The sequence below is a fragment of the Patulibacter ginsengiterrae genome (genome assembly GCF_056269115.1).
In genome coordinates this window covers 555,218-581,842 of record NZ_JBWDOG010000001.1, presented here as the reverse complement: position 1 = coordinate 581,842, position 26,625 = coordinate 555,218, and the positions used below count along the sequence as shown (strand labels likewise).

Sequence of the window (26,625 nt, the reverse complement as noted above, 5' to 3'; positions counted from 1 at the left end):
CTAGGGCGGGCAGCTCCCCGTGCTGCAGTCCCGCAGCGCGGGCCCGAGGCTTCGGCCGCCGCGACCGAGCGGGCGGACCCGCGGTGCCGGGCCGCCGGCGTCCGCGGCGCCGTTCGCCGGGCTGCGGCGGAGCACGAGCGCGAACGCGCGGACGCCCCCGGCCCCCGGCACCGGGACGCTGCGGCGCGTGCGCCGGACACCGTCGAGCGTGACCGCCACCGCCCGTACGGACGGACCGGCGAGGCCGTGGACGACGACCCGGTCCGCGGTCGCGAACGTGCGGGGCACCACCGCGCGGCGGCCCGGTGCGGCCTGGCAGTCGGGGTCGACCGACGCGCCCGCGACCGTCGGGCCGGCGGCGGTCAGCGAGACGCAGAACCGCCCGCCCCGCCGCGCCACCTGCAACCGCCAGTCGGCAGCGCCCGCCGAGCCGCGCAACACGGTGACGGCCGGCCCGTCGCCGGGGGAGGACGAGCTGCTGCGGGTCAGCGCGGTCGCCGTCGCCCCGACCGTGCACGCGACCAGCGCCAGGACGAGACCGCGCGGAACGATCCCGCCGACCGCCCAGCCGGCCGGCCGCCGGCCGCGGGGCGCCGTCCCGTCGACGTGACCGGCCCCGACCGCCGACCTTCCGGAGGGCTCGCTCTGGGCGGCGGTTCCGCGTCGTGGATCGCCCGCGCCGGCCGCGACTGCCGCCGCCCGCACGAGCTCCTCCAGCTCGCGCAGGATCGGCAGGCCCGGGTCGTGGTGGGGGCTCGTCGTCGGTGCAGGGCCAGCGGCAGCCCGCGGCCTGGTCGTCGCTGACCCTGCGGGGGCTCGGTGCTCGGTCGGCGGGGGCCCCGCGGAGGCCTCCCGCTCGTGATCACGGTGCGGTTCCCGCTGGGAGCGCCCGTGGTGGTCGCCGGTCATCGGTCGTGCTGCCAATCGTCGATCGCCGGGCCCAGCTGGCGGTGGAGGAGGCGCAGCGCGCGGGATACGCGGGTCCGCGCAGCGTCGCTTCGGATTCCCAGCCGCTGGGCAACCGCGGCGTAGGTGAGCCCCTCGACGACGTGCAGACGCACGGCTTCCTGGGTCTCGGGGGGCAGGTCGTGCAGATGGCGAGCGACGTCGGCCCGCAGGGAGGTCGTGCCGGCGAGCTCCTCGACCCGCTCGATCTCGACGTCGGTCAGCGCCCGCCGCTGGAGCGCGAGGCCGGAGCGGTGCTGCTGCTCCCGCTGCTCGCGGACCTGGGCGCCGGTCAGGACCGACTGGGCGATCCGCCACAGCCAGCCGTGCAGCTCGCGGTCGCTCGTCCCGCGGAACTGGTCGCGGCGGTCGATCACCAGCTCGAAGGTGTCGGCGACGAGGTCGACGGCGAGCTCGGGATCGTGGATCCGGCGCTGGAAGAAGACCAGCAGGATCTGGGCGTGGCGGCGGTAGAGGGCGGTGATCGCGTCGGCGTCGAGGGCCAGCGGCGGGGCGTGGCCCGGGGGCGGGGCGTGGTCCAGGGGCCGGGCGTGGTCCGGGGGCGGGATGTGGTCCAGGGGCCGGGCGTGGTCCAGCGGCGGGGCGTGGTCCGGGGGCCGCCCGTGGTCGTTGGCCGGCGCGGAGGATCGGCCGGTGGAGGAGCTGGGGTGCCGCTCCCGCTCGTCGTCGCTGTCGGGCCGGCCGACGGGACCCTCCGGTCCACCCGCCGTGCTCATCCGCCGGCGCTGAGGTCGACGCGGGCGAGGGTGGCGTTGAGCACGGCCGCCCGCTGGCGCTCGGCGGCGAGGAACGGGCCGGGGTCGACACGCCGATCGGACGGGGTCAGGCCGTGCTCCCGCAGGGTCCGCCGCCAGCGGGCGCCGACGAGCACGCGCGTGACCCGGGCGCGCAGGCGGACCAGGGCCGGGGAGGAGGTCGCAGGCGGGGCGACGAGGGCGATCCAGCGGGCCGGGGCGGGGCCGGGCCAGGCCCCGGCGAGCGGACGCAGCCGGGGATGCTCGGGAACCGCGCGGGCAGCGGTCCGGGTGCTGATCAGCACGTCGACCTGCCCGTCGGCGACGGCGATCGCCGCCTCCCGCGCGGACGCGAACGGTCGGTAGCTGACCGTCCCCTCGACCCCGGAGGAACGGACCAGGGTGGCCAGCGCCGCGCGGGTCCAGCTGTCGTCCTCGATCCCGAAGACGCGGCGGCCGGGGGCCGCGCGGAGACGGTCCGAGAGCTGCGCGACCGTCCGCAGCCGGGAGCCGGCGCGGACGCTGAGGACCAGCGGATCGGCCGCGATCGTCGCGACCGGCCGGGCGCGGACCAGCTGCCGCCAGGCCCGCTCGGCACGGACGGCGACGCCCGGGACGATCCGCTCGCGGCGGTCGCGCTGGAGCTGGACCAGCGTCTGCGGGGTCACCACCAGCAGCCGGTGGTCGCTGCCGTCGGCGAGGCCGAGCACGGTCTCGACCGCGGTCGTGGTCGCGCCCGAGAGACGCTCGGCGCGGGTCCCGGCCCCGAGCGCGGCGGCCAGCGAGGAGACCACGGGGACGATCGATCCGTCCGCGCCCGCCGCGGGGACCGCGCCGGTCGGCTTCGGTCCGCCGTCGCCCGCGGTGGGGCCGTTCGGCGCGCCGCTGCCCGGGGTCGGGCCGCCCGCCGGGGCGTCGCCCACGGTGAACCCGCTCGGGCCGCCGTCGGCCTCGGTCCCGGCGATCGAGAGCCGCAGGCCGTCGCCACGATCGGCGGCGTCGGCCCGCGGCTGGAAGGGACGGAACGGGTGGCGGACCAGGTCGCTGCCGGCGAAGCCGAGCACGAGCACGAGCAGCACCGGCCAGGCGATCCGGGTCGACCGGGCGAGCGGACGCGCCACGGTCCGGGAGGCGGGGCGCGTCCGGGCTCGCGAGCCGGCGGGGTCAGGACGTGGCGTCGCTGCGCTGGTAGCGGGCCTCGCCGTCGGGACCCGCGTCGCCGCTCCCGTCCCCGCCGTCGCCGCTGGGCAGGCCGAGCGGGATCGTGTCGATCGGGGTCTCGATGACCCCGGCCAGCAGCGCGTCGAGTGCGTGTCCGGAGAGGGTCTCGAACTCCAGCAGCGAGGTCGCCGTCTCGCGCACGATCGCCCAGTTGGCCTCGAGCACGAAATGGGCGCGACGCTCGGCCTGGCTGACCAGGACCTCGACCTCGTGGTCGATCGTGTTGAGCGTGTCGGAGCCGATCGAGCCCATGTCCTGGAGCGCGTTGCCGAGGAAGACCTCACCGGCGGGCTCGCCCATCGTCACGTGGCCGAGCCGCTTGGACATGCCGAACGAGGTCACCATCGTCCGCGCGAGCTTGGTCGCCGCGTGGAGGTCGTCGCTGATCCCGGTCGACTCCTCGCCGAACTCGAGCAGCTCGCCCGCGGTCCCGGCCATGATCGCCGCCAGCTGCCGTTCGAGGTCGCGCTTGCCGTGCATCACGGCGTCCTTGTCGGTCATCATCGACGCGGCGGTCCCGAGCTGGCGCCCGCGCGCCACGATCGAGAGCTTCTGGGCCGCGACCGTCTGGCCGACGGCGCGGGTCACGACGGCGTGCGAGGCCTCGTGGACGGCGATCGTCCAGCGCTCGTCCTCGGTCAGCACGTGACGCTTGGCCGGCCCGGCGACGACGCGGTCGATCGCCTCCTCGAGCGTCGCCTGGTCGATCGTCTCGCGCTGCTCGCGGACGGTCAGGAGCGCCGCCTCGTTGACGAGGTTGGCCAGCTCGGCGCCGCTGAAGCCGGGGCAGAGCTTGGCGATCTCGCCGAGGTCGACGTCGGGCTCGAAGCTGCGGCCACGGGCGTGGAGGTTGAGGATCTCGAGCCGGCCGTGGACGTCGGGCACGTCGACGACGACCTGGCGGTCGAAGCGGCCGGGACGCAGCAGCGCCGGGTCGAGGATGTCCGGGCGGTTGGTCGCGCCCATCACGACCACCCCGGCGTCGCCGCCGAAGCCGTCCATCTCGACCAGCATCTGGTTGAGCGTCTGCTCGCGCTCGTCGTTGCCCTGGCCGACGCCGGCCCCGCGCTTGCGGCCGGCGGCGTCGAGCTCGTCGATGAAGATGATCGACGGGGCGGCCTTGCGGGCCTTGGCGAAGAGGTCACGGACGCGGGCCGCGCCGACGCCGACCAGCGACTCGACGAACTCGGCGCCGGAGGCGGAGAAGAACGCCGCGTCGGCCTCGCCCGCGGTGGCCCGGGCCAGCAGGGTCTTGCCGGTCCCCGGGGGGCCGACGAGCAGCACGCCCTTCGGGGCGGCAGCCCCCTGCGAGAGGTACTTCTGGGGGTCGTCGAGGAAGTCCCCGATCTCGCGCAGCTCGGCGACGGCCGAGCCGGCCCCGGCGACCGAGTCGAAGGTGATCGGCGAGGAGCCCTTCTTCTTGCGCTTGCCCTTGCCGCGGAAGGCCGAGAACGAGGCGATCCCGCCGCTGGCGTCGGCGCCCTGGCGGGTGAAGAAGGCGAAGAGCGTGACGAGCAGCAGGATCGGCAGCAGGAACTGGACGATCACCGTCCGCGTCGGCTTGCTCGCCTGGGGGTCGATCTTGGCCGCCGCGCCGCCGCGGTGGAGCCGCAGCAGCAGGTCGTTGGTGGCGGTGTCCGACGACGGATAGTCGGCGTAGACGAGCATCCCGTTGTCGAGCCGCGCCATCACCTGGTGGTCGCGGTCGAGCAGGGTCGCGTTGCGGATCCGCTCGGCCTTGGAGAGGCTCAGCACGTTGCTGTAGCTGACCTCCTGGCCCTTGGCGCTCGGACCGAGCGACCCGAGCAGGCTGAAGAAGGTGATCGCGACCGCGATCGCCGCCAGCAGCAGGAACAGGGCCATCTTGTCGCGGGTCAGCCACTTCCAGATCCCCTTGAGGATGTCGAGGGCGACGGTCGCGGCCTCGCGGAGGGGCGAGCGCTTGCGGTGGGAGGCGGCCAGGCGTGGGTTGCTCACGGAGTCTCGCTGCGGGTCGGGTGGAGGGAGCCGGCGGCGACGGTGCGGTCGCTCGTACGCGGATCGGGGACGGAGGTCATGGCCTGCACGACCGGACGGGGACGCGGCCGGTGAGGGCCCGTGGCGGCCGACGATAGTCGACAGCGTGTTACCAGAACGTCAACGGACGGCAAATTCACAACATCACCACAAGGCTTCACTTGGGCTTCACAACCGTTTGGTCGAGCGGTCGCGGGGACGGGGTACGCGGGAGCCGGCTCGGGGTCGGCGGAAGCGCCTGGTCCCGGGCGTGTCTGGGGGTCTTCGTCGTACGCGGGCCCGCCGCGCGGATCGCCCGCGGGAGCAGCGGCGTCACGAGCGGGGGAGCCGCAGGCGCTGGCTGGTCGAGGCGACGAGCACGGTGCCGGTCGGCCGGCGGAAGCTGACCCGGAGGGTCACGGTGGCGGTTCGGCCGGGACGGAGGCGCGTACGGCCGGCGGCGGTCGGCCGCAGGCGCACGCGAGCGTCGCTGGCCGCCGCGACCCGCAGCCAGCCGCGACCGACGGTGACGATCCGTCCCCGATCGCGGACCGTGGCGACGACGGTCGCCTGGCCGTTGGTCGGGAGCCGCGTCGTGACCTCGATCCGGCGTCCGCTGCGCACGCCGACGGTGAGGATCGCGACCCGGACGCGGGCGGCCGGGCCGGTCTGGCGCTTGACGTAGGCGCAGCGGAAGCGCTCGGCGGTGGTGACGCTGACGCCGCCGGCGAAGCCCCCACGGTCGCGGTTGTCGTAGACGCTGACGAACTGGAGGCTGGACGGGACCGGATTCGCGACCGAGCCCGCCGCGGCGCTCCCGGTCGTCGTGGTCAGCAGCGTCGAGGACATCTCGCGCAGGTCCCGGCGACGGTTCGGGTCGACGTACGCCAGGCTCGGGTTGTCGTCGAGACGGCCGGAGAGGCGGACCTTCGGCGCGACGCCGACCAGCTGCGCTGCCGTCGGCAGATAGCCGCCCAGCGCCACGCAGCGGTGGCTCGCCCCGCCGTAGTCGGCGACCCCGCGGACGTCCTTGTCGAGGCACCAGGTCCGGAGGTCGGCGGTGCCGGGGGCGCAGGCGATCCGGGCGCGATCCTCGGTCAGCGTGCCGACCCGGGCGGTCCGGCGGGCGCGGGCGACGGTCGGGATCGCGCCGGCCGGGAAGCGCTTGTCGGGCCCTAGCCGGAGGACCTTGCCGGCCTGGGGCGCGGTGCTGGTGCGGAGCGCGCCGCCCCCGACGCTGACCCCGGTGGCCGCGAAGACCACCGCGGCGACGGCGACGAGGAGGGCGAGGCCGCCCAGGACGGGAGCGGTGCGGGAGGAGCGGAGCATCGGGCCTGGTCGGACGAACGGGAGCGCGGATGCGCGACGCCGGACGCTACGGGCGCGACGGACCGCGGACGTGAAGATCGCGAGAACCTGCGGACGGGCTCGCCGAGGGGGACGCCCGGCCGTTCGGGCGGATCCCGCGCGACCGACGACCGGCTCGCGCCCGGGTGGCTCGGCCCCGGGTGACTAGCGCTGGTGGCTCGCCGGGACCCGGACCCGCAGCCGCACGTCGAGGCTGTTGCCGGCCCGGTCCGCGGCCCGCACCACGACGGTCCGGCGGCCGGGCTTGGCGTAGCGGTGGCTGGCCGAGCGGGTGATCCCCTCGGACCGCTCGCCGTCGCCCCAGTCGATCGTGGTCCCGCCGGGGGCGGGTCCGGACGCCTGCTTGCCGCCGGGGTCGGCGACGCGGACGCGGAACCGCTTGCCGACCGCGGCGATCGTGGCGGTCGGCCGCCGCCGGTCGGTCCCGAAGGTCACGGTCGGGGTCGCGGTCTCGCCGCCGCCGGTGCGGCTGCGGGCGAGCACGCGGAGCTGGTGGCGGCCGTCGCGGAGGGCGCCGGGCCGCAACCTCAGCGATCGCTCGTAGACCGTGCGGGCGACGGGCTTGCCGTCGATCTCGACGGTGTAGTCGCGGGGGCGGGGGTCGTTGACCGGCCGCTCCCAGGTCAGCGTCGGGCGGCGCAGGCTCGTCCAGTCCCCGGGCGGCTCGACCAGGAACGGGACCGGTGGCGCGTCGACCCGGGCGACGGCGATCTGGCCCTCGCTGCTCTCGCCCTGGTGGAACGCCACCAGCGCGTTGCCGTTGCCGGCTCCGGCGATCCGCAGCTCCTTGACCGGGCCGCCGGCCGGGCCGGAGACGCCCTGGGTCGCCTTCGGCGCGGCGCCCGCGAGCTCGCTCACGAGGACTCGTCCGCCACCGTCGGTGGTCGCGGCGGCGACGGTGCCGCGGCCGTCGATCCCCTGGGTCAGGACCGGGGCCGGCGACGCGACCCCGGCGCCGAGGTTCGAGCTCGCGGCGATCGTGGTGCCGGTGCCCTGGGCGATCGAGACGGCCCCGTCGAGCTGCCAGCCGACGAGCAGGCCGAAGCGCCCGCCGAGCCCGAGGTTGGGTGGACCGGGGACGCCGGAGGCCGGCGCGACCGCGACCCGGGCACCGGTGAAGGCCTTGCCGGCGCCGCTCTCCGGCTCGTCGAGCTGGTTGACGTAGATCCGCGGGGCCTGGCCGCGAGCGGTCGGGTCGGGCTGCTGGCGGAGGGCGACGACGGCGCGGCCGTTGTCGCTGATCCGGACGTCGAGCGCGTCGGCGGCGCCCCGCTGGGGCACGCCGTCGACGGCGGTCGGGCTGACCGGGAGCACGGTCCCGAGCCGGCCGCCGAAGATCCGGCGGGCCCAGATCCGGTCGGTCAGGCTCTCGTCGGGCTCCTGCCAGGCGACGACGGCGGCACCGTCCGGGGCGATCGCGACCCGCGGGGCGTTCGCGGCGTCCGGCAGCCGCATCGGGGCCGACGGGATCCGGTTGGCGGGCGTGCCGAGGCCGCTCCAGCGGCTGCCGTCGAAGCGGGCCAGCTTGATCTGGCTGCTGACGTAGCCGGTGCCCAGCAGCGGGTAGACGAAGTTGGTCACCCGCTGGTAGACGAGCAGCGCGTCGCCGCCGGGGGACATCGCCAGCGAGGGGAACGCGGCCTTGGCGTCGCCGATCGTGAAGTCGACGAGGGTCGGCGGGAGGAAGCGGTCGCCGCCCCGCGGCAGCACCGCGGAGTACATCGAGTCTTGGTTCGGCGGTCCCTGCTGGACCCAGGTGACCACCAGCCGCCCGTCGTTGGCGGCTCCGATCCGCGGCCAGGTCGAGGTGAACCGCTGGCCGCTGTCGATCCGCTGCGGCGCCCGCCAGCGCTCGCCGTCGTAGGCGGCGGCGTAGACGTGCGGGGCCCCGTCCTCGAACCGGCGGTAGACGACCCCGCCGGTCCCGTCGGGCGCCATCGCGACGTCGCCGAGGTCGACGATCGCCGGATCGGGACCGGCGACGGCGGCGGCCGGGGCGACCCGGGCCTGGGCGGCGGCGGGCACCGCCAGGGCCACGATCGTCGACAGCGCGGCGAGAAGCCCGGGACCTGAACGCGGCATCGGCGGGACGGTAGTCGAGCGATCGGGCCGCGATCCGGTCTCGGCGCCGAATTCACGGCTTGTTCACCGGAGGGTCACCGGTGGGACTCGGGTGGCCGGCCGCGGGTCGGGTCGTGGGGGCGTACGGCGGCCGCTCGGGCTGCGGCTCGGTCCGCCGGTGGGCGTCCGGCGACCGACCCGACCCGCGCCGACGGCGCCGCCGTTGACCGCTTGGTCACCGTCCGGTCACGGCGCGGCGACATCTTCCCGGCCCCTACCGCGCGGTTGGTGTGGTGTTGAAGATGGGATGTCGAGAAGCTTCCCGGAGGTCGCCGGAAGTCTCAGGATCTTGACGAGTTTGCGGTGGGGATCGGGTTGTCTGGTGGACGGCCACCGCCCGGTGGTCCGGCGTCGCCGTCGGCGCCGTGCGTGCTTCCACAGGAGGACCCCATGTCCAAGATCCATCGTTCCGCCGTGCTCGTCGCCGCGACCCTCGCCCTGGCCGCCGCTGGTGCGCCCGCGGCATCGGCCGACGCCGCCGCCCCGACCGTCTGCGACGGCGTGCTCTCCGACGCGGTCGTCGGCGACGTCAGCGTGCCGTACGGGAGTGATTGCACGCTCACGAACGTGCTCGTCGACGGCTCGATCACGACCGAGCCCGACGCCGGCGTCATCCGCCTGCGGTCGACGGTCGTGACCGGTGACCTCGTGACCCAGAGCCTGCGCCTCGAGCTGCGGGGCGCCGCCGTCGGCGGCGACCTGTCCGCGACCGACACCGTCGACGGCGTCGTCGTCACGCAGAGCGCCATCAGCGGGGCGGCGTCGTTCGCCAACACGGCGACCGAGCTGAAGATCGGGGACCTCGACCGCTTCAGCAGCGGCAACCTGATCGGCGGCAGCCTGTCGATCGCGTCGACCTTCGGGCCGGCGACGATCGGCGCCAACGCGGTCGGCGGCGACCTGCTCGTGCGCGGTGGCCGGGCGAAGGCGACGGTCCGGCGCAACCTGGTCCGGGGCGCGCTCGACTGCTCCGGCAACGTTCCGGCGCCGACCGGTGGCGCGAACCTGGCCGGCAGCACGATCGGGCAGTGCGCGGCGCTCTAGGAGCCCGTCGGGGAGCTCGGCGGTCCGTCTGCGGGCCGCTCGAGCTCCAGGGCGGTGATCGGCAGAGCGGCGCGGCGGGCTCGCGCCGCGGAGAGTAGTAGGCGAGGGTCCGCTCCGGCGGGCCCTCGTCGTCGTGGGGGAGTGCCGTGCCCGAGTGGCGGCCGGGCGCGCGCGGTCACCGAATGGTCACCGCAGGGCCAGCCGCTCGAACTCATCCTTTCGGTTCGTCGTATTGGTGGTAATAGTGGCGAATTGTTCACAGGTTGTGTGGTGGGGTTGGTCAGTATCCGAGCTGCGGGTGGCGAGGTCGCCCGCCGAGCCGCCTCCGGCGGTTTCGGAATGTTCACGAGGTCACCACGAGGAAAGGTCTTGGACATGACGTTCAAGAAGCTTCTGCAGACGAGCGCCGCCGTCGCCGGTGTCGCCGCTGCCTTTGTCGTCGTCCCGGGCAGCGCGAGCGCTGCCTTCGACGCCAGCCACACCGACACGTGCCAGAACGCCGGCTCGATCGCCGGGGTCGGCGCATCGTTCCAGCGCGACGCGCAGCTGGAGTGGGGCGCCGAGCTGCTCGCGCCCAACGCCGGCGGCCCGAACGCCACCGGCTTCGGCTACCTGGACCTGTTCGACGCGTCGACCAACGTGACCGGCCACGGCTGCACGGCGTTCGCGGTCGGCGGCAGCCTGCGGGTCAGCTACGAGCCCAAGGGCTCCGGCGACGGCCGCAAGGCGTTCGGCGCCTCGACGGCCCTCGGCGAGGCCGGCGTCCGCAACACCAACTACGCCTTCGGCGGCGCCGACGAGCCGCCGACCGCCGGGCAGCTGGCCGAGGCCAACAACGGCCCCGACCACGCTTCCGGAACCGGCGACGACGCCGTCCTGCACACGATCCCGGTCGCCCAGTCGTCGGTCGCGGTCGACGTCAAGCTGCCCGCGGGCTGCACGTTGACGGCGAGCTCGGCGACGCGCAAGATCTCGCGCGACGCCCTCGAGGGCGTCTTCGCCGCGCGGACCGGCTACACCGAGTGGGGCCAGATCCTGCCCTCGATCAGCGGCCCGAACTGCACGACCCTGCCGATCCAGCGCGTGGTGCGCCTGGACAGCTCGGGCACGACGTTCGCGTTCAAGAACTACCTGCGGTCGATCGCGCCGAACGGCTCGACCGACTTCCCGGCCGCGACCTCGTCCAACAACACGGTCTGGCCGAACGACTCCGGCACGACCGCGGTCGTGCGGGCGACGAGCAACGGTGCCGGCCCGCAGCTGGACAAGCTCGCGAGCCTGGCCGGCGGGGGCATCGCCTACGCCGACGTCGCGACGTCGCGCAGCAAGGCCTTCGACTGGATCACGGGCGCGACGGCCGGCGCGGACGACAAGGTCTGGCTCTACGTCGAGCGCCAGCCGGTCGCTCCGGCCACGACGGGCGTCTACGTCAGCCCGGCGGTCAACAACAACGCCGGTGTGACCGGGGCCAACAAGGGCTCCAAGTGCCAGAACGTCGATTACCAGGACGGCGTCGGTGGCGCGCTGCCGGCCACGACGGCCAGCTGGGCGAACGTCAACGCGGTCTCGACCACGAGCGACTACGCGATCTGCGCCCTGACCTACGCGCTGGCCTGGGAGCGTCCCTCGCTCGCCAACGTCGGGTCGCTGCAGCCGGCGATCAGCCAGGACCAGGCGCGCGCGGTCCGCGACTACCTGGCCTTCGACATCGAGGCCAAGACGGCGATCGGCGACCCGGTCCGTGCCGGCCAGTCGCGGCTCGCCGCGTCCGGCTACCAGCAGCTGCCGGACCCGGTCCGGACCAAGGCGATCACGGGTGTGAGCTCGCTGACCTGGTAGCGGTGCCCCGTCGGCGGCGCCTCGCGCGAGGCCGACGGACCAGCAGTTCACGCGGGGCGTCGCTGACGGCACCCCACGCCACAGGAGCAGGCGCGGTCGGATCCCCCGGGGTCCGGCCGCGTCGTCGTTCGGCGGCCTGGCCGCGGTCCTGGCATGGCCTGGCCTGGCCTGGGCTGGCCCGGCCCCGGCCCGGCCGGGTCCGGCCCGAACGTCTGCCACCCGGGCGCTGGGGTGGCCGCGCCCGAAGCGCTGCCGGTCGTTGTTCACCCGATCGTCACCGGCCGGACGAGAGCGTTTTCTCAGCGCGTCCTGCGGGCGGTCGAGGATGTTTCAGGATCTTCACGTCGTCCCGCGACGGGGTCCATACGGTCCCGGGTCGAGTGCCTTCGTCGGTCCCGATCGGGGCCGACGGACGCGCGCAGCGGACCGCGACCAGAGGACCAGACGTGACGCCCGAAGCAGCGACCAGCAGGACCATCCGGCCAGGCGGACGACGGCGACGGCACGCGCGCCGGTGGGCCGCGAGCGCCACGGTGACGCTGGCCGCGCTGGCCGGCGCCGCGCCGGTCCAGGCGGCGCCGAGCTCCGGCATCCTGCCCGGTTCGCGGCTGACCGTCAGCGCGGCCGTCGAGGCGACGGCGCAGCACGGGGACACGCTGTACCTGGGCGGGCCGATCAACGACATCGGCGTGCGGGCGTCGGGCCTCGCCGCGACCGACGCGGCGACGGGCGCGCTCGACCGGGCGGTGCCGGAGCTGGAGAGCGAGTCGGTGACGACCCTCCAGGCGGCGACCCGGGTGGCGACCGACGGTCGTGGCGGCGCCTACGCGTTCGGCGTCCGGCCGAAGACGACGCTGAACGGGGCGCCGGCGCGCGCCAACTGGCTCCACTTCGGCGCCGACGGACAGGTCGACCGGGCGCTGACCCAGCGCTTCACCAGGGGCGACGGGCTGATCGCGAACGTCAACGACGTGGCCGTGGGCGCGGACGGCACGACCTACGTCACCGGCGACTTCGCCGCCGTCGACGGACAGCCCCGCGACGGACTGGCGGCGCTGGCGCCCGACGGCACCCTCGCGGCCTGGGCTCCGGCCGTCTCCGGGGGTGCCGTGCAGCGCCTCTACCCGGCAGGCGACGGGATCCTGCTGGTCGGGAGCTTCACCGCGGTGCTCGGACAGGCCCGGTCGGGCCTCGGCCTGGTCGCCGCCGCCGACGGCGGTCTGCGGCCGTGGTCGCCGACGGTCGACAGCAGCGCGGGTGTCGCCCTGACCGCGGTCAACGCGGCCAGTGGGGTCGCCACCGACGGACAGACCGCCTACCTGGCCGGCAGCGGCGGGATCTACGCCGCGCCGCTGACCGGTACCGGGATCGCCCGCGACCTCGGCGTGCGGCCCAGCGCCGGGATCGCTGCGATCGCCGCCGGGGCCGCCGGCCGGATCTACGTCGGCGGCAGCTTCAGCGCGATCGGATCGCAGCCGGCCCAGCCCTCGCGGTCGGGGGTCGCCGAGATCGACACCACCAACGGGACGGCCACGAGCTGGGCCCCGGCGTCGGCGTCGAGCAGCGGCGCGGCGCTGGCGGTGACCGCCGACGCGGTCTACGTCTCCGGCTCGCCGAGCTCGTCCAGCTGCGGCACCGCGGCCTTCCGGCGCAGCGACGCGACGAAGACCGGGTGGGACCCGCGACTCGGCCTCGGCAGCGATTGCCGTGGTGCCCAGTCGCTGGCCGCCTCCGGCGATCGGGTCTGGGCGGCCGGCGGGTTCCGCTACGCCAACCGCCAGGCCCGCGACGGTCTGGCTGCCATCGACGTGGCGCGCGACGAGATCCTGCCGTGGGCCCCGCGCTCCGGTGGCGCGGCGACCTTCGACATGGCGACCAGCACCGACGGACAGACCGTCTTCCTGGCCAACGCCGGCGGCCCGGTCAACGGGGTCGCCCGCAGCGGGGCGGTCGCGGTCAAGGCGACCGGCGCGGCCAGCGCGGCGGCCGACGTGCTGGCGTGGGACCCGGTGCCGGACGGCCAGGTCAACGAGATCGTGCCGGCCGCCGACGGCCAGACCGTCTACCTCGGCGGGAGCTTCGGCGACCTCCACGGGACGGCCCGGGCGAACCTCGCCGAGGTCTCCGCGAGCAACGGCGACGCGACCGCCTGGAACCCGAGCCCGGACGGCCCGGTCGACGCGCTCGAGCGGAGCCCGGCGGGCACCCTCTACGTCGGCGGCAGCTTCACCCAGATCGGGACGACGCCGGTCCCGCGCCGGTTCCTCGCCGCCTTCGCCCCGGGCTCGGCGAACCCGACGGGCTGGGATCCGCAGCTCGATCCCGCCGCCGGCGACTTCGCCACGGTGATGGACCTCGCGATCGGCGACGGCGTCGTCTACGCCGCCGGCAGCTTCGACGGGTCGATCGGCGGGCGGACCCGGCGGGGCGTCGCCGCGCTCGATCCGGCCACCGGGGCGGCGAGCACCTGGGACGCCGAGGTCGACGGCGACGTGGGGACGGTCTCGACGGCGACCGACGGAACGGTCTATCTGCTGGGCACCACGGCGGGGCTCACCGGCTCGTTCTTCACGACCGTTCGCGGCGAGTCCCGGCCGAGCGGGCTGGCGGCGGTGACCGCGGCGGGTGCCGTGACGGGCTGGAACCCCGGCGTCACGAGCGCGGGCGAGTCCTACTACTCGCCGCCGGACCGGTCCGAGACCAGCTGGTCGACCGAGATCCGCGAGGTCGCGGGCCGGCTCGTGGTGCCGATGGGCACCGTCAGCGGCTCGGGCTTCGACGGCGTCCCGCAGGCGGGCGTGCTCTCGTTCGCGCCGGCCTCGGCCCCGACCGCCGCCGATCCGGCGGTGCCTCCGACCGTGACCGGGCGGCGCCTGGTCGACCAGCGGCTGACCTGCGCCCCGGGCGTCTACGGCGGCAGCCGGCCGCTGACCCGCGCCTACCAGTGGCTCGTCGACGACCAGCCCGTCTCCGGTCAGACGACCACGACCTACGTCGCGCGGCCGGGGGACGCCGGCAAGGCGGTCGCCTGCCGTGAGAGCGTCACCAACGCCGCCGGCAACCTGGCCACGAAGAGCGCCGGCGTGGTGGTCAGCAGCGGCCGGCCGACGAACGGCCTCGCTCCGGAGATCACCGGCGGCCGGCGCTCCGGCGACCGGCTGACCTGCACCGAGGGGCTGTGGGCCAACTTCCCGGTCGGCTACGACTACGCCTGGTTGCGGGACGGCCAGCCGATCGGCGGAGAGACCGGCTCCGGCTACACCGTCGCCGGGGGCGACGCCGGGCGCGTGATCGCCTGCGAGGTCGTGGCGTTCAACGACGGGGGACGGTCGCAGCCGGCACGCAGCCCCGGGCTGACGATCGAGCGGCGCGACGACGGCGGGGGCAGCCCGACGACGCCGACCACGCCGACGACCCCGACCACCCCGGGCGGTCCGCCGCCGTCCCCGCCGACCCCGACGACGACCGCTCCGGCACCCCCGCCGAACCAGCCGAGGACGGGACCGAAGGCGACGGTCACGATCGTCAGGACCGCGGCGGCCGGCAAGCGCCGGCTGACCGTCACCGTCTCGCCCTCGGTGGCCGGCAGGATCACGCTGACCGCGAGCGTCAAGCGTGGCCGCAAGCAGCTGTCGGTCGCCACCGGACGCGCGACGGCGAAGCAGGCGGGGCCGCTCAAGCTCACGCTCTCGCCGACCCGGAAGGGCCGCAGCAGCCTGCGACCCGGCAGGTCGGTGACGCTGAGCCTCGAGTCGACGTTGACCGTCGCCGACGGCACCGTCGTCAAGACCACGAAGACGGTCAAGGTCAAGGTCCGGCGCTGAGGCAGACCGCGCGGGCCGGCTCGTCGGAGCCGGTCCGCGTCGCGGCTCCGGCTCCGGTTGACCAGAAGGTATCCGGAAGGCCACGCGATCTTCACGAGACGGGGGCCGGGGGAGACCAGAGTGCGCCTGGTCCGGACGGCGCCGTCGTCCGCGTCCAACACCCCCTCAGGAGCAGATCTCACGATGAGGATCACCACGGGCCTGCGCGTCGGCGCGGCCGCGGTCGGCGCGCTCAGCGCCCTCGCCATCCTGCCCAGCGGCGCGAGCGCCGCCTTCGACGGAGCGCACGCCAACCCGTGCTCCAACCCGGCCAGCATCGCCGGCCGCGGGGCGTCGTTCCAGCGCCAGGCCCAGCTCGCCTGGGGCTCCCAGCTGCTGGCTCCAGACCCCGGCGCGGCCGAGGCGAACGGCTTCGGCTACGCCACGACCCCGCAGGGTGGCTGCGCCGCGTTCGCGCTCGGCGGCAGCTTCAAGGTCACCTACGAGCCGCTCGGCTCGGGCGACGGTCGCAAGGCGTTCGGCGCCTCGACGGTCAACGCCAACCCGGGGGCGACCCCGCCGGTCGCCCAGGAGGCGGGCATCCGCGACACCCGGATCCAGTTCGGCGGCGCCGACGAGCCGCCGACGGCCGCCCAGCTGACGCAGGCCAACAACGGCCCCGACCACGTCGCCGGGACCGGCGACGACGCCGTCCTCCAGACGATCCCGGTCGCCCAGTCCTCGGTCGCCGTGGTCGTCAAGCTGCCCGCCGGCTGCGCGGTGCCCGCCGCCGGCCGCAAGATCTCGCGTCCGGCGCTCGACGGGGCCTTCGGCGCCTCGGTCGCCTTCCGCACCTGGGGCGCGATCCTGCCCGGGATCAGCGGTGCCGGCTGCAGCGACAAGCCGCTGACCCGCGTCGTTCGGCTCGACAGCTCGGGCACGACCTTCGCGTTCAAGAACTACCTGCGCGCGATCGCCCCGACCAGCTGGCCGACCTCGCTGGGCAACACCGCCTGGGGCAACGACAGCGGCGCCACCGCGACGGTCCGCCCGGCGGCCAACGGCGCCGGCTCGCTGCTCGACACGCTCAGCGCCCAGACCGCCAACGGCGGCATCGGCTACGCCGACCTCGCCTCCGCTCGCGCCCGCGGCTACGACTCGGCGACCGTCAGCGTCGGCGGCACGCCGCAGGCCGACGAGGCCGACAGCACGTTCTGGCTCTCGGTCGAGCGCAAGGACGGCGCGTACCAGAGCCCCGCGCTGAACGACCTCAAGGGGACCGCCGCGACGGGCTCCAACTGCCGCAACGTCAGCTACAGCGACCCGGCCACGGGCCTCCTGCCGAGCGTCACCGAGAGCTGGGCCAACGTCGACGGCACCGCGACCGTCGCCGACTACCCGCTCTGCGCGCTGACCTACGCGCTGGCGTGGGAGGACATGGCCAAGGCGTCGGTCGGCCACGCGGCCGGTCGTCCCGACTACACCCAGGACCAGGCCCGCGCCGTGCGGGACTACCTCGGCTACGTGCTGAACGTCAACGGCGGCCAGGCCGCCCTCGCGCCGAACGGCTACCAGGCGCTGCCGTCGGTCGACGCTGGCAGCGGCGCCCCGGCCGCCGGCAGCGTGCTGGCGATCGCCCAGGCCGGCCAGGCCAAGCTGACCTGGAACAAGCAGACGATCGTCGATCCCGGCCCCGGCGACGGTGGCGACCCCGATCCGGGCCCCGGTAGCGGCGGCGGAAAGCCGCCGGTCGTCACCCCGCCCGGCCCCACGCCCCCGGTCGTCGTCCCGCCGGTCGTCAAGCCGCCGGTCGTCACGCCGACGACCCGCGCGAGCGTCAAGCTGGCCAAGGCCGCCGGCGCCAAGGGCCGCGCCCTCGCGCTGACGGTCAGCCCGTCGGGCGCCGGCACCGTCTCGGTCTCCGCCACAACCGGGACCGGCAAGAAGCGGATCGTGGTCGGGACCGGGAAGGCGACGGCGAAGTCCGCCGGCGCGCTCAAGCTGACGATCAAGCCGACCGCCAAGGGCCGCAAGGCGCTCAAGGCCGGCCGCACGGTCAAGCTCTCGTTCCGGGTGACGTTCACCGCCGCCGACGGGACGAAGACCACGTCGACGACGTCGCTGAAGGTCAAGATCAAGCGCTAGTCCGCCGCTGATCGACGAGGCCCCGGGCCGGCGCGGAACCGCGCCGGCCCGTCGTCGTTCCCGGGGCCGGACGACGGCGTCTCCGAGCGCCGCGAGATCGCCACCGAGAGTTCCCATGATCTTCACCGGGGGCGATCAGGGCGACCGTAACCTTGCCGCTCGGTGCGCCGTCCACGATCGATACGAGCCCGGCGCGACGCGTCACTGCGCGGGCCGCTCCACCCCTGGATCGGCATCTCGCTGGTGGTCGGCGGCGTCCTGCTGGGCGCCCCCGTGGCCCCGGCCGGCGCCGCCTACGGGCCGGGGGCCGAACCCGCCTCCGCGCTCGGCAGCACGCTCGCCGACCAGCGCAGCGACGGGCCGCTGGTCTCCGCCGACGGCCGCTATGTGGTCTTCCGCACCAGCTCGTCGGTGCTGATCGGCAGCCCGCCGAATCCCGACGAACGCTACTCCGGCGGGATCGTCCGCAAGGACCTGCAGACGGGTGAGGTCGCGATCGTCGCGCCCCCGCGGCGGGTCCTCCGCGCCGACGGCCAGCCGGTCGAGGGCGACGTCGGCACCGATGTCGCGCCGTCGGGCATCAGCCACGACGGGCGCTACGTGCTCTTCGGCAGCAGCGCCCGGCTCTCGGTCAACGACGCCAGCGGCCAGAGCCCCGACGTCTACCTCCGGGACATGCACGGGCCGCTCTCCGGGCAGTCGTCGTACGAGCTCGTCTCCGCTCGCGACGGGTCGACGCAGGGCGCCGGCTACGCCGACGTCGCGGCCGGCGGGCGGCCCGGGATCGCGGGCTTCGCGCTGAGCTCCGACGGCCGCCGTGCCGTCTTCATCACCTCCGGCGCCTCCGACCTGCCGGACCGGAGCGACACGACGGCCCCGCCGTGGCAGGTCTGGGTCCGCGACCTCGACGCCCGCACGACCCGGCTGGTCAGCCGGGCCAAGGAGGACGACTCGCCCCGCGGAACCCCCGCGGTGGTGCCGGCCGATCCGACCGGGTTGCCGCAGGCGGCGATCAGCGGCGACGGCACGAAGGCGCTCTGGACCGCGGGCGAGGCGCAGCGGCAGACGCGGACCCTGCCCGGCGAGCCGGCCTTCGGCCCGTCGCCGTCGCTGCTCTGGCGGGACCTCGACCGGATCGCGGCTCCCGCGCGCCGGGTCGCCGGCGCCGCGGACCTCGACGACCCGGCCTGCGCGGCCACGACCGTGTTCGTGCCGAGCGACACGGCCACCGGCCCCTGCTACGGGCCCTTCACGGCGCCCGAGGGAGTCGACGCCAACGGCCAGACCTCGGTGCCGCAGATCGCCGGGATCAGCCGCGACGGCGGCCGCGTGCTGTTCTCGTCGTCGTCCGCGCAGCGGCCGCTCGACGCCACCGCGCTGCGGGCCGGCTCGACCTACCTCGCCGACATGACGGCCGGCCTCCCGCGGAAGCAGGGGGTCACGCTCGCCTGGTCGTTCCCGAACCTGACGGGCCGCTACTCGATCGACGGCGGCTGGCTGTCGGCGGGCGGCCGCTACGCGCTCTTCAGCTCGCGCGATCGCCAGTTCGACGGCCTCCAGCCGGTCGGGCCGTTCCCGAGCGGGGAGCTGCTGACGTTCAACGTCTACCTCGTCGACCTCCAGGCCCGCACGGTCGAGCGGGTGACCTCCGGCCACGACGGCGGCGACTACTCGACCGGGCTGATCATCCAGCAGGCGCCGAGCGACCTGACCGCCTCGGCGGATCTCGCCAGCGTCGGCTTCAGCGCGCCCGACGGCAACCTCTTCCTCGGCGACGCCAACGGCGTGGCGGACGTGCTGGTCGCGAGCCGACGCCGGACGACCGACCTCGACACCAGCGGCCGGGTGCTGCCCGGGCCGGCCCCGCTCGCGGGAACCGACGCGCGGCCGCTCGCGCCGCTCGGGTCGCGGTTCGTGGCCACGCTCGGACCGATCCGGGTCTCGAAGCGGACCGGGACGGCCAGCGTCCGCGTCTCGCTGCCCGCCGCCGGCGCGCTGGTCGGCACCGCCACCGGGACCGCGAAGACGACCCGCAAGCGGACGACGCCCGCCGGGCCACGGGCCGCCGACCGCGCGACCGCGGGGGCCAGCCGCAAGCCCACGGTCGTCGTCGGCCGCACCCGCAGGACCGCGAAGCGCGCGGGCACGATCACCGTCCGGATCCCGGTCGGCAGCGCGGCGCGGAAGCTCCTGCGCGGCTCGGTCCGGTCGCTCGCCGTTCGGCTCGAGCTTCGGTTCAGTCCGCGCGGAGCCGCGCCGACCACCACCACCCGCGCCTACGCGCTCCGTCGCACCGACGTCCTGCCGAAGCCGAGGGCCAAGGCCAAGTCCAAGACCACGCCGCGGCAGCCGGGCGCGACGCCCCGCACCGCGACGACCGGAGCTCCCCGATGAAGCGCCTCCTCACCGTCGTCGCCTCGGCCGCGCTCCTGGCCTGTGCCGGGACAGCGTCCGCGGCCGAGTGGCGGAACGTTCCGCTGCCCGCTCCGCCGGGCGGCCACTTCTCCGTCCCCGCCGGCTACGTCGGCGACCTCTCGTTCTGGTCCCCGAACCGGGGCCTGATGACCGTCGCCGGCAACGCCAGCGTGGCGGCCGGGCTCTACAGCTGGGACGGCGAGTCCTGGCACCAGCTCTCGACGGTCTGCGGCGGCGGGATCAACGCCCGGATCGCCTGGGCGGGACCGACCGAGTTCTGGACGATCAGCGCGCCGAGCGTGGGGTTCAAGATCAACGGCGCCGGCCTCTGCCACTACAAGGACGGCGCGGTCGTCGGCTCGTACAGCTACTTCAACGTGCCCGAGTTCGGGCCGATCGTCAACGCCGCGACCTGCCGGACGGCCGACCACTGCCTGTTCGGCGGGGTCGGGGCGCAGAGCACCGACGGCAGCCGGATCGGGGCCTTCCACCTGCTGTGGGACGGGACCGACCTCAAGCCGGTCTGGAACGGCCAGGGGCGCGGGGTCAGCGACCTGATCACCCGCCGCGGGACGATCCTCGAGAGCACCTTCGTCGGGACGCAGGCCGGTGGGCAGGGGACGATCCCCTTCCTCCGCCAGCCGGAGCCGGTGCCGGCACTGCTGCACCGCAACGCCGGGACCGCCTTCAGCAACGACCCGTTCGTTCCGCGACCGCTCGAGGGCGTGCCGGCCGCCGGCACCGAGCTGCGGGCGATGGACACCGACGGGACCACCGCCTGGGCCGTCGGCGGGGGTGCCGGATCCGGCCCCGCGACCGCCGACGGCAACGTCCAGCGTCCCCCGATCGCGCTGCGGATGGACGACGACCAGTGGCAGGAGCTGACGCTGTCCGGCGCGTCGCTGCCGTCGAGCCAGTGGTTCGGCGCGGTCACCGCCGTCCCGGGGAGCCGCTCGGCCTGGGCGACCCTCTCCGACATCGAGACCGCCGGCGCGGGCACCAGCACCTCCGGCGAGTACGGCCGGCCGACCGTCGCCGCGATCGCGCCCGACGGGCAGGTCGAGGTCGAGACCCTCGACGCCAACGACGGCCCGGCCGCCCGCGGCGCCGCGACCGCGATCGCCTGCCCGGCCGCCGACGACTGCTGGGTGGCCACGGCGAAGGGCTACCTCTACCGGCGCACGAGCGCGGGGCCCTACGCGCGGGACACCGATCCCGCGTTCCAGGGCACGATCTCGATCCGTCCGAACGAAGGCGCGTCGCAGGTGATCCCCGATGACCCGCCGGTCGACGACTCCCGGCTGCTGGCCCCGCCGGTGGAGCTCCCCGACCCGTCGCAGGACGGCCCCGCGACCTGCACCGACCTCCCGGCGCTGGTCTCGAAGGTCAAGGCGACCGGCAGCAAGCCCTCCGGCAAGCAGGCCCGGCAGGCGAACCCGAGGCTGCGGCTGACCGTCCGCTTCCGGCTCGCCCGTCCCGCCCGGGTCGGTCTCCGCGCCCGCCGCGGTGGGCGGACGGTGGCGACCGCCAAGCCCCGCCGCATGAAGCCGGGGACGCGCAGCGTCAGCGTCCAGGTCCGCCGCAAGCAGTGGCCCAAGGGCCTGCGGTTCGTCCTGACCGAGCTGACCAAGCCCGACTGCGGTGCGAGCTCCGGCGCGAACAGCGTCGGCACCGGAGCGACCCGGTGAACCCCGTGATCCGGAGGCGTCGCCGCGCTGCGGCGGCGCTCGTCGTCCTGCTCGCGCTCGTGGCGCTCGTGGTCCTCACCAGCCGCGACTCCGCCGTCCACGCGGACGAGGCGGCCGGGCCCGTCGGGATCGAAGCCCAGATCGGCCCCGGCAACGGAGCGATCCTGCTCGGGCCCGCGACGCAGACCGGCACGGCCGCCGAGACCTGGGCGATCACCAGCCAGGACAGCACGATCCCGCAGCCGAAGACCGTCGACGGGCACGAGCTGCCCGTGACCAAGCAGTACGTGCTGCGCTACCGCCCGGCCGAGGGCTGGCGCTACGTCCAGGCCCCGCTCGACGAGCAGGGCCGGCCGTACGCGGGCACGATCGCCGACGGCCGCGTGACCGCCCGCGGCGGCCTGCTGCTGGCGGGGACCGACACCACCCGGCCCGACGGCGAGCAGCGGACGATCCTCGTGCGCGACGCGGAGGGCCCGACGCGGGTCGTGCCCGCACCCGCCCCCGGAATCCTGAAGCCGCGCCAGGGCAGCGAGCCGGCCGAGACGCTCTCGGCCTCGGCGATCGCCGCCCGTGCCGGCGGCGACGGCCGGACCGAGGGCTTCGTCGCGATCGCGGGCCCGGCGCTCGAGTCCGGCATCGCCCGCTGGGACGGCTCGAGCTGGACCCGCGAGCCGATCTGCGTGGCCGAGGACGGCAGCACCGCGCCGGCCGGCTGCGCCGCCGCGGACACGCTCGAGGACTCCGGCTTCGGCCTGACCGCGGTCGCGCTCGCGACCACCGAGGGCGGAGACGCCTGGCTGCTGGCCCGCGCCCACGGCGACGCCGACCGCGGGCTGGTCCTGTTCGAGCGCCACGGCGACGGCAGCGCCGCCCGCTGGCGGCTCCGCGACCTCGGCGCTCCCCGCTTCGCGGCCGACGCGACGCCGGCCGACGCGATCACGGCCGTCACCCCGCTGGCCGGTGGCCACGCCGCGACGGCTACGACCGATGGGGTCTGGCTCGACGGGAGCTTCCAGCAGGACGGCCGCGAGCGCAGCGTGACCCTGAAGGTCACCGACTCGGGCACCACGAGCTGGTGCGACGGCGGGCTCTGCGACGCCCCGCTGGGCTTCGCGCTGCAGACCGTCGGCCGTTCGCAGGCGTGGGCCGGGACCGGCCCGGGCACCCGCGTGATCGGCCCGGTCGGCACCAACGCGGGCCGCTACGCGAGCTTCGACGGCACCAGCTGGTCGGTCTCGGCGGCCTTCGGCAACGCCCCGCTGGGGATCGCCTTCTCGAGCCTCGGCGAGGGCTGGCTCGGCGACACCCACCTGACCCGCGACCGCCCGCCGTCGCCGTTGGCGGCCTGGTCGATCCCGGTCCGCCGGCCGCTGACCGCGATCGCCAGCGCGCCGGGGACCCCCGGCGACCCGGCCACCCCCGCGCTCGCGGTCGGGCTCGAGGGCAACGTCCTCCGCTACACGCCCGGCCAGGGCTGGGACAGCGAGGTCCGCCTGACCGCCTCCGGCGTCGCCCGCGACAACCTCCGCGGGGTCGCCTGGCCCGAGCCGAGCACCGCGTTCGCGGTCGGCGACCAGGGCACGATCTGGCGCTGGCGGAAGCAGACGGGGCTCTGGGAGAGCGACCCGGCCGCCCCGTTCGACTTCACCGGCCACCTGACCGCGATCGGCTTCCAGCCCGGCGACCCCGATCGCGGCTTCGCGGTCGGCCGCGACGGCGTGCTGCTGCAGTACGGCAAGAGCTGGCAGCAGATGCCGCTGCCGGCCGAGGTCGAGACCAACGGACCCGGCGGCGGCCGGGCGGACCTCTACGCGGTCGCGTTCGCGGGATCGCAGGCGCTGGTCGCCGCCGGACGCGGGGGCGTGCTGGTCGAGAACGGCGGCGGCTGGAGCGTCGACGAGGGCGTCAAGGCCCTGCTCGCGCGCAGCGGCAACGGCTCGATCCTGACCGTCGCCGGGCTGCCCGACGGCGGTGCGGTCGCGGCCGGGATCGCCGGCGACCGTGCGGCGATCGTGCTCGAGCGGGACGGTCCGGACGGCCCCTGGCGGTTCAGCGACCAGCCGCTCCCCGCGGCCGTGATCGCCGCGTCGGCGTTCCGCGAGGACGGCCGGGTGCGCGCGCTCGTCTCGGTCTCGCCGATGGTCTGGCCGACCAACGTCGATCTTGCGATCCCCCCGAGCGACCCGGCGTCCCCGGCACCGCGGCGGGACCCCTTCAGCCTGCCCGCGGACGGCTACCTGATGCGCGAGACCGCGCTCGGCTGGCGCGACGAGGAGCGGACCAAGCTCGACTCGCCGACGACCGAGAAGCCCCGCAAGTCCGACCCGATCCTCGCCCTGCTCGGCGACGGTGCCGGTCGGGCCTGGACGGTCGGCGGTTGGAACGGGGCCACCGACTCGCAGTCGCGGGGACCGGACAGCGCCTCGACCGGGCTCAACGCCGCTCAGACCGCGTCGGTCAGCCGCTACGACCCGGCCGGCCCCCAGGGCTCCAGCAACGTCACCGTCCAGGCCCCGGCGATGGATCCCGGCCGTGCCCGGCTGCTGGTCGGCGGTCACGCCCAGTGCGCCGACGCCTGCGCGGACCTGGCCCCGATCGACACGATGCCCGACCGGACCCTGACCCGCGCGGTCGGCCTCGCCGATCAGCTCGGCGCCCAGCCGAACGGGCCGCGGGCGTTCGTCTACACCGGCGGGCGGATCGCCGGAACCGGCAACGTGCCGGCCAGCAACGTGGAGGCCCTGCGCTACGCCGGGCTGCTGATGGGCGGCGGCCTGCCGACCTTCCCGGCGCTCGCCGCGGGCGAGGCGACCGGCGGCAGCTCGTCGGCCTTCGAGTCGGCGTTCGCCGGCTACCCGGCGCCGCTCGGCAACGGGGTCGCGGCGGCCGGGACCACGCCGGTCGCGATCGGCGCCGCCCCGGCGCCCGGCCGTGCCCGCACCCACTACGCCGTCGACGTCGCCACCGGCGAGGGCGTCGTGCGGCTGGTCGTGATCGACAACGCGAGCGGCTCGCTCGCCCTCCGCAACGACGTCGGCAGCCCAGTCGAGGACCAGGGCGCCTGGCTCGCCGCGGTCCTGGCCGACGCGAAGGCGAAGCGGATCGCGACGGTCGTCTCCGGCAACCGCAGCCTCGACCCGCGCGACGTGGGGGCGGCCAGCGACGGGACGGCGGTCGCGGTGCTGCTGCGCGACGGCGGGGCCTCGGCCTACGTCTACGACGGCCGCGGCGAGCAGCGCCGGAGCGCGATCCCGGCCGGCTCGGCGGTCACGATCCCGACCTACGCGAGCGGCACGCTCGGCTACCGCACCGAGAGCGACGGCGAGGGCCGTGGCGTCCCGGGCCTGCTGCTGCTCGAGCTGGACCTGGCCCGGCGTGACGCGGTCACCAACCGCGCTCCGGCCGCGGTGCGGCTGGTGCCGGTGCTCGACGACCTCGCGCTCGAGGCGGTCGACGGGCGCGTCCTCAACCGCAGCACCCCGGCGCTCTTCGAGGGCCTCGGCCGGCGGCCACGGGCCGGCGCCAACTGGACCCTCGGGGCAGCCAACGCCGAGGGCACCGGCGCCGATCCGTACGTGACGTTCCCGAGCCCGATCTGCACGGTGCTCCGGCGCGAGACCTGCATCCAGACCCGGCTCGATCCGGACGTCCGCTTCCACTCCAGCGATCCCGACATCGCCGACTTCGTCCGGGTCGATCCGACGTCGACCAACCCCCGCAAGCCCTACGTCGATCCGGCGACCGACAAGCCGGTCCCGGACGCGAGCTCCGGGCTGGTCTGCCCGTTCAACGCGGGCACGACGACGATCTCGATCGAGGCCGGCGGCCTGCGGTACCAGACGACGATCAGCGTCCGGGCGGGCAGCGTGCTGCGGCCGTGCGGCACGGTGCCGCTGAACCCGTCGCGCTTCCCGGCCGCCAACGGCACGGCGAGCCCGCCGCCTCCGCCGCCCGCGCCGCCGGGATCGACGCCGTCGTCGACGCCGGCCGTCGCCCCGCCGCCGGCCCCGGCCGTGGGCCCGGTCGGCGCCCCGCCGGCACCGGTGACCCCGGCCGCGGCGACCCCGGCGGCGAAGCCCCTGGCCGCGATCCCGGCGGCGCTGCCGGCCTTCATCGCGCCGATCCTGACCCCGCCGCTGGCGGTCCCGCCGCCGCCCGCGGCCGCCTCTCCGGCCCCGCCGCCGGGCACCAGCGGCGCCAGCATCAACGTGCCGGTCTCGCAGCCCGTGACCCAGGCCGAACGGCAGAAGGACGAGGAGGTCGCCGAGGAGTCCTCGAAGGCCTACGCCCGCTACGACCCGCTGGCGGCGGCCAACCAGGGCTCCGGACCGGGGGACGGGGCGGCGATCGTCGCCGCCGTGCTGCTGGCCGCGCTCGGCGGCGGCACCGCGCTCGGCACCCGCCGCCGTCAGCGCACGCCCTACGTCTACGCCCGCGAGTCCGTACGGACCCGCGATCCCGAACGCCGCAACAGGAGGCCCCGATGAGGACCACCCCGCACTCGTCCCCGTCCGCCACGCTGCTGGCGGCGGCCGCGCTGACCGTCTCGGTCGTCGCGCTGGTCTTCGCGATGACCGGGATCGGCGACGCGAAGAAGCCCAGCGGCCTGCCGCAGACGGCCAGCGCGACCCCGCAGCCGAACGGGATCCTGCGGCTGGGCGGCGACCGTCGCTTCCCCGCCCGCGCGATCCCGACCGTCGACCGGGCGCGCACCGCCGACCGGCTCGGCAACGCCAGCGAGTCGGACCTGACCCAGACCTGCCCGGCGGCGACGATCGACCTCGGCAGCTGGTGCGTCCAGAGCAGCACCCAGGCGGTCGACACGGCCGACGCCGGCCGCAACGACTACTTCTACGCGACCCAGAAGTGCGTCGAGCTCGGCGGCTGGCTGCCCAGCGCCGAGCAGCTGATCGGCGCCGCCGACCAGATCAAGCTCTCGAGCGTCGTGACCGACAACCAGACGACGGCCGGGACCGACATCACCCCCGACGACGGCCTCAAGGACCAGCGCGAGATGAGCGCGACCCTGGTCACCACGACGGCGGGCAGCACGGCCGCCGGCAGCCTCGGTGCGAGCGCCGGGGCGAAGGGCGACCCGGGTGCGGGCGAGCCGGATCCGATCCCGCTTCCCGCCGACCCGGCCCCCGACACGCTCCAGTACGTGACGGTCTTCGACAACGGCAACAAGGGCGGCTTCGCCGGTGGCAAGCCGGTCTCCAGCCCGGAGCGGTTCCGGTGCGCGTTCGCCAAGAAGCAGGGCCCGAACAGCGAGGCCGACTGAGC

Annotated in this window: 14 protein-coding genes; 8 read left to right on the top strand and 6 right to left on the bottom strand. The window is 75.6% G+C overall.

What is annotated here, in order from left to right; genetic code table 11:
- The 6 genes from ACVUH9_RS02550 to ACVUH9_RS02525 all read right to left on the bottom strand — a co-directional run bounded on the left by ACVUH9_RS02550 (position 1) and on the right by ACVUH9_RS02525 (position 8,366).
- Positions 1-909, bottom strand: coding sequence for a hypothetical protein (locus ACVUH9_RS02550; protein ID WP_475753629.1), 909 nt, complete (start codon positions 907-909; stop codon positions 1-3).
- Positions 906-1,682 (bottom strand): RNA polymerase sigma factor, encoded by a 777-nt coding sequence (locus tag ACVUH9_RS02545; protein ID WP_475753628.1) that lies wholly within the window; start codon positions 1,680-1,682, stop codon positions 906-908. The genes ACVUH9_RS02550 and ACVUH9_RS02545 overlap by 4 nt, the downstream gene beginning before the upstream one ends.
- Positions 1,679-2,821, bottom strand: a complete 1,143-nt coding sequence (locus tag ACVUH9_RS02540) for a type 2 periplasmic-binding domain-containing protein (protein ID WP_475753626.1) — start codon at positions 2,819-2,821, stop codon at positions 1,679-1,681. Before ACVUH9_RS02540 ends, ACVUH9_RS02545 begins: the two co-directional genes overlap by 4 nt.
- A gap of 43 nt (positions 2,822-2,864) precedes the next feature.
- The gene (gene ftsH / locus ACVUH9_RS02535) at positions 2,865-4,898 is read right to left on the bottom strand and encodes an ATP-dependent zinc metalloprotease FtsH (protein WP_475753624.1); all 2,034 of its coding nucleotides are present in this window, start codon (positions 4,896-4,898) and stop codon (positions 2,865-2,867) included.
- Between the two features lie 351 nt (positions 4,899-5,249).
- A complete protein-coding gene (locus ACVUH9_RS02530) occupies positions 5,250-6,245 on the bottom strand; it encodes a hypothetical protein (RefSeq protein WP_475753622.1) in 996 nt (331 codons plus the stop codon).
- Positions 6,246-6,428: 183 nt separating this feature from the next.
- Positions 6,429-8,366: a hypothetical protein gene (locus ACVUH9_RS02525; RefSeq protein ID WP_475753620.1), complete on the bottom strand. Its 1,938-nt coding sequence runs from the start codon at positions 8,364-8,366 to the stop codon at positions 6,429-6,431.
- A 429-nt stretch (positions 8,367-8,795) separates the two neighbouring features.
- Here ACVUH9_RS02525 and ACVUH9_RS02520 point away from each other — a divergent pair, with 429 nt between their 5' ends.
- The 8 genes from ACVUH9_RS02520 (at position 8,796) to ACVUH9_RS02485 (ending at position 26,623) form a co-directional block, all read left to right on the top strand.
- Positions 8,796-9,449 carry a hypothetical protein gene (locus ACVUH9_RS02520; RefSeq protein ID WP_475753618.1) on the top strand — a complete coding sequence of 218 codons (654 nt, stop codon included), beginning with the start codon at positions 8,796-8,798 and terminating at the stop codon, positions 9,447-9,449.
- A 375-nt stretch (positions 9,450-9,824) separates the two neighbouring features.
- The gene (locus ACVUH9_RS02515; RefSeq protein ID WP_475753616.1) at positions 9,825-11,288 is read left to right on the top strand and encodes a substrate-binding domain-containing protein; all 1,464 of its coding nucleotides are present in this window, start codon (positions 9,825-9,827) and stop codon (positions 11,286-11,288) included.
- Between the two features lie 533 nt (positions 11,289-11,821).
- Positions 11,822-15,112 (top strand): hypothetical protein, encoded by a 3,291-nt coding sequence (locus tag ACVUH9_RS02510; RefSeq protein WP_475753614.1) that lies wholly within the window; start codon positions 11,822-11,824, stop codon positions 15,110-15,112.
- Positions 15,113-15,295: 183 nt separating this feature from the next.
- The gene (locus tag ACVUH9_RS02505; protein WP_475753613.1) at positions 15,296-17,236 is read left to right on the top strand and encodes a substrate-binding domain-containing protein; all 1,941 of its coding nucleotides are present in this window, start codon (positions 15,296-15,298) and stop codon (positions 17,234-17,236) included.
- A 162-nt stretch (positions 17,237-17,398) separates the two neighbouring features.
- On the top strand, positions 17,399-19,630 hold the full coding sequence (locus ACVUH9_RS02500) for a hypothetical protein (protein ID WP_475753611.1): 2,232 nt from the start codon (positions 17,399-17,401) through the stop codon (positions 19,628-19,630).
- Entirely contained in the window at positions 19,627-21,339 is a 1,713-nt protein-coding gene (locus ACVUH9_RS02495) for a hypothetical protein (protein WP_475753609.1), read from the top strand. Before ACVUH9_RS02500 ends, ACVUH9_RS02495 begins: the two co-directional genes overlap by 4 nt.
- The gene (locus ACVUH9_RS02490; RefSeq protein ID WP_475753607.1) at positions 21,336-25,829 is read left to right on the top strand and encodes a hypothetical protein; all 4,494 of its coding nucleotides are present in this window, start codon (positions 21,336-21,338) and stop codon (positions 25,827-25,829) included. The genes ACVUH9_RS02495 and ACVUH9_RS02490 overlap by 4 nt, the downstream gene beginning before the upstream one ends.
- Positions 25,826-26,623, top strand: a complete 798-nt coding sequence (locus ACVUH9_RS02485) for a hypothetical protein (RefSeq protein WP_475753605.1) — start codon at positions 25,826-25,828, stop codon at positions 26,621-26,623. The genes ACVUH9_RS02490 and ACVUH9_RS02485 overlap by 4 nt, the downstream gene beginning before the upstream one ends.
- Positions 26,624-26,625 lie beyond the last annotated feature (2 nt).

What these genes read in the sequence shown, in the direction of transcription:
- ACVUH9_RS02495 (WP_475753609.1), top strand. Translation starts at nt 19,627, where the DNA reads ATGAAGCGCCTCCTCACCGTCGTCGCCTCGGCCGCGCTCCTGGCCTGT.
- ACVUH9_RS02525 (WP_475753620.1), bottom strand. Translation starts at nt 8,366, where the DNA reads ATGCCGCGTTCAGGTCCCGGGCTTCTCGCCGCGCTGTCGACGATCGTG.
- ACVUH9_RS02530 (WP_475753622.1), bottom strand. Translation starts at nt 6,245, where the DNA reads ATGCTCCGCTCCTCCCGCACCGCTCCCGTCCTGGGCGGCCTCGCCCTC.
- ACVUH9_RS02515 (WP_475753616.1), top strand. Translation starts at nt 9,825, where the DNA reads ATGACGTTCAAGAAGCTTCTGCAGACGAGCGCCGCCGTCGCCGGTGTC.
- ACVUH9_RS02550 (WP_475753629.1), bottom strand. Translation starts at nt 909, where the DNA reads ATGACCGGCGACCACCACGGGCGCTCCCAGCGGGAACCGCACCGTGAT.
- ACVUH9_RS02505 (WP_475753613.1), top strand. Translation starts at nt 15,296, where the DNA reads ATGAGGATCACCACGGGCCTGCGCGTCGGCGCGGCCGCGGTCGGCGCG.
- ACVUH9_RS02520 (WP_475753618.1), top strand. Translation starts at nt 8,796, where the DNA reads ATGTCCAAGATCCATCGTTCCGCCGTGCTCGTCGCCGCGACCCTCGCC.
- ACVUH9_RS02545 (WP_475753628.1), bottom strand. Translation starts at nt 1,682, where the DNA reads ATGAGCACGGCGGGTGGACCGGAGGGTCCCGTCGGCCGGCCCGACAGC.
- ACVUH9_RS02485 (WP_475753605.1), top strand. Translation starts at nt 25,826, where the DNA reads ATGAGGACCACCCCGCACTCGTCCCCGTCCGCCACGCTGCTGGCGGCG.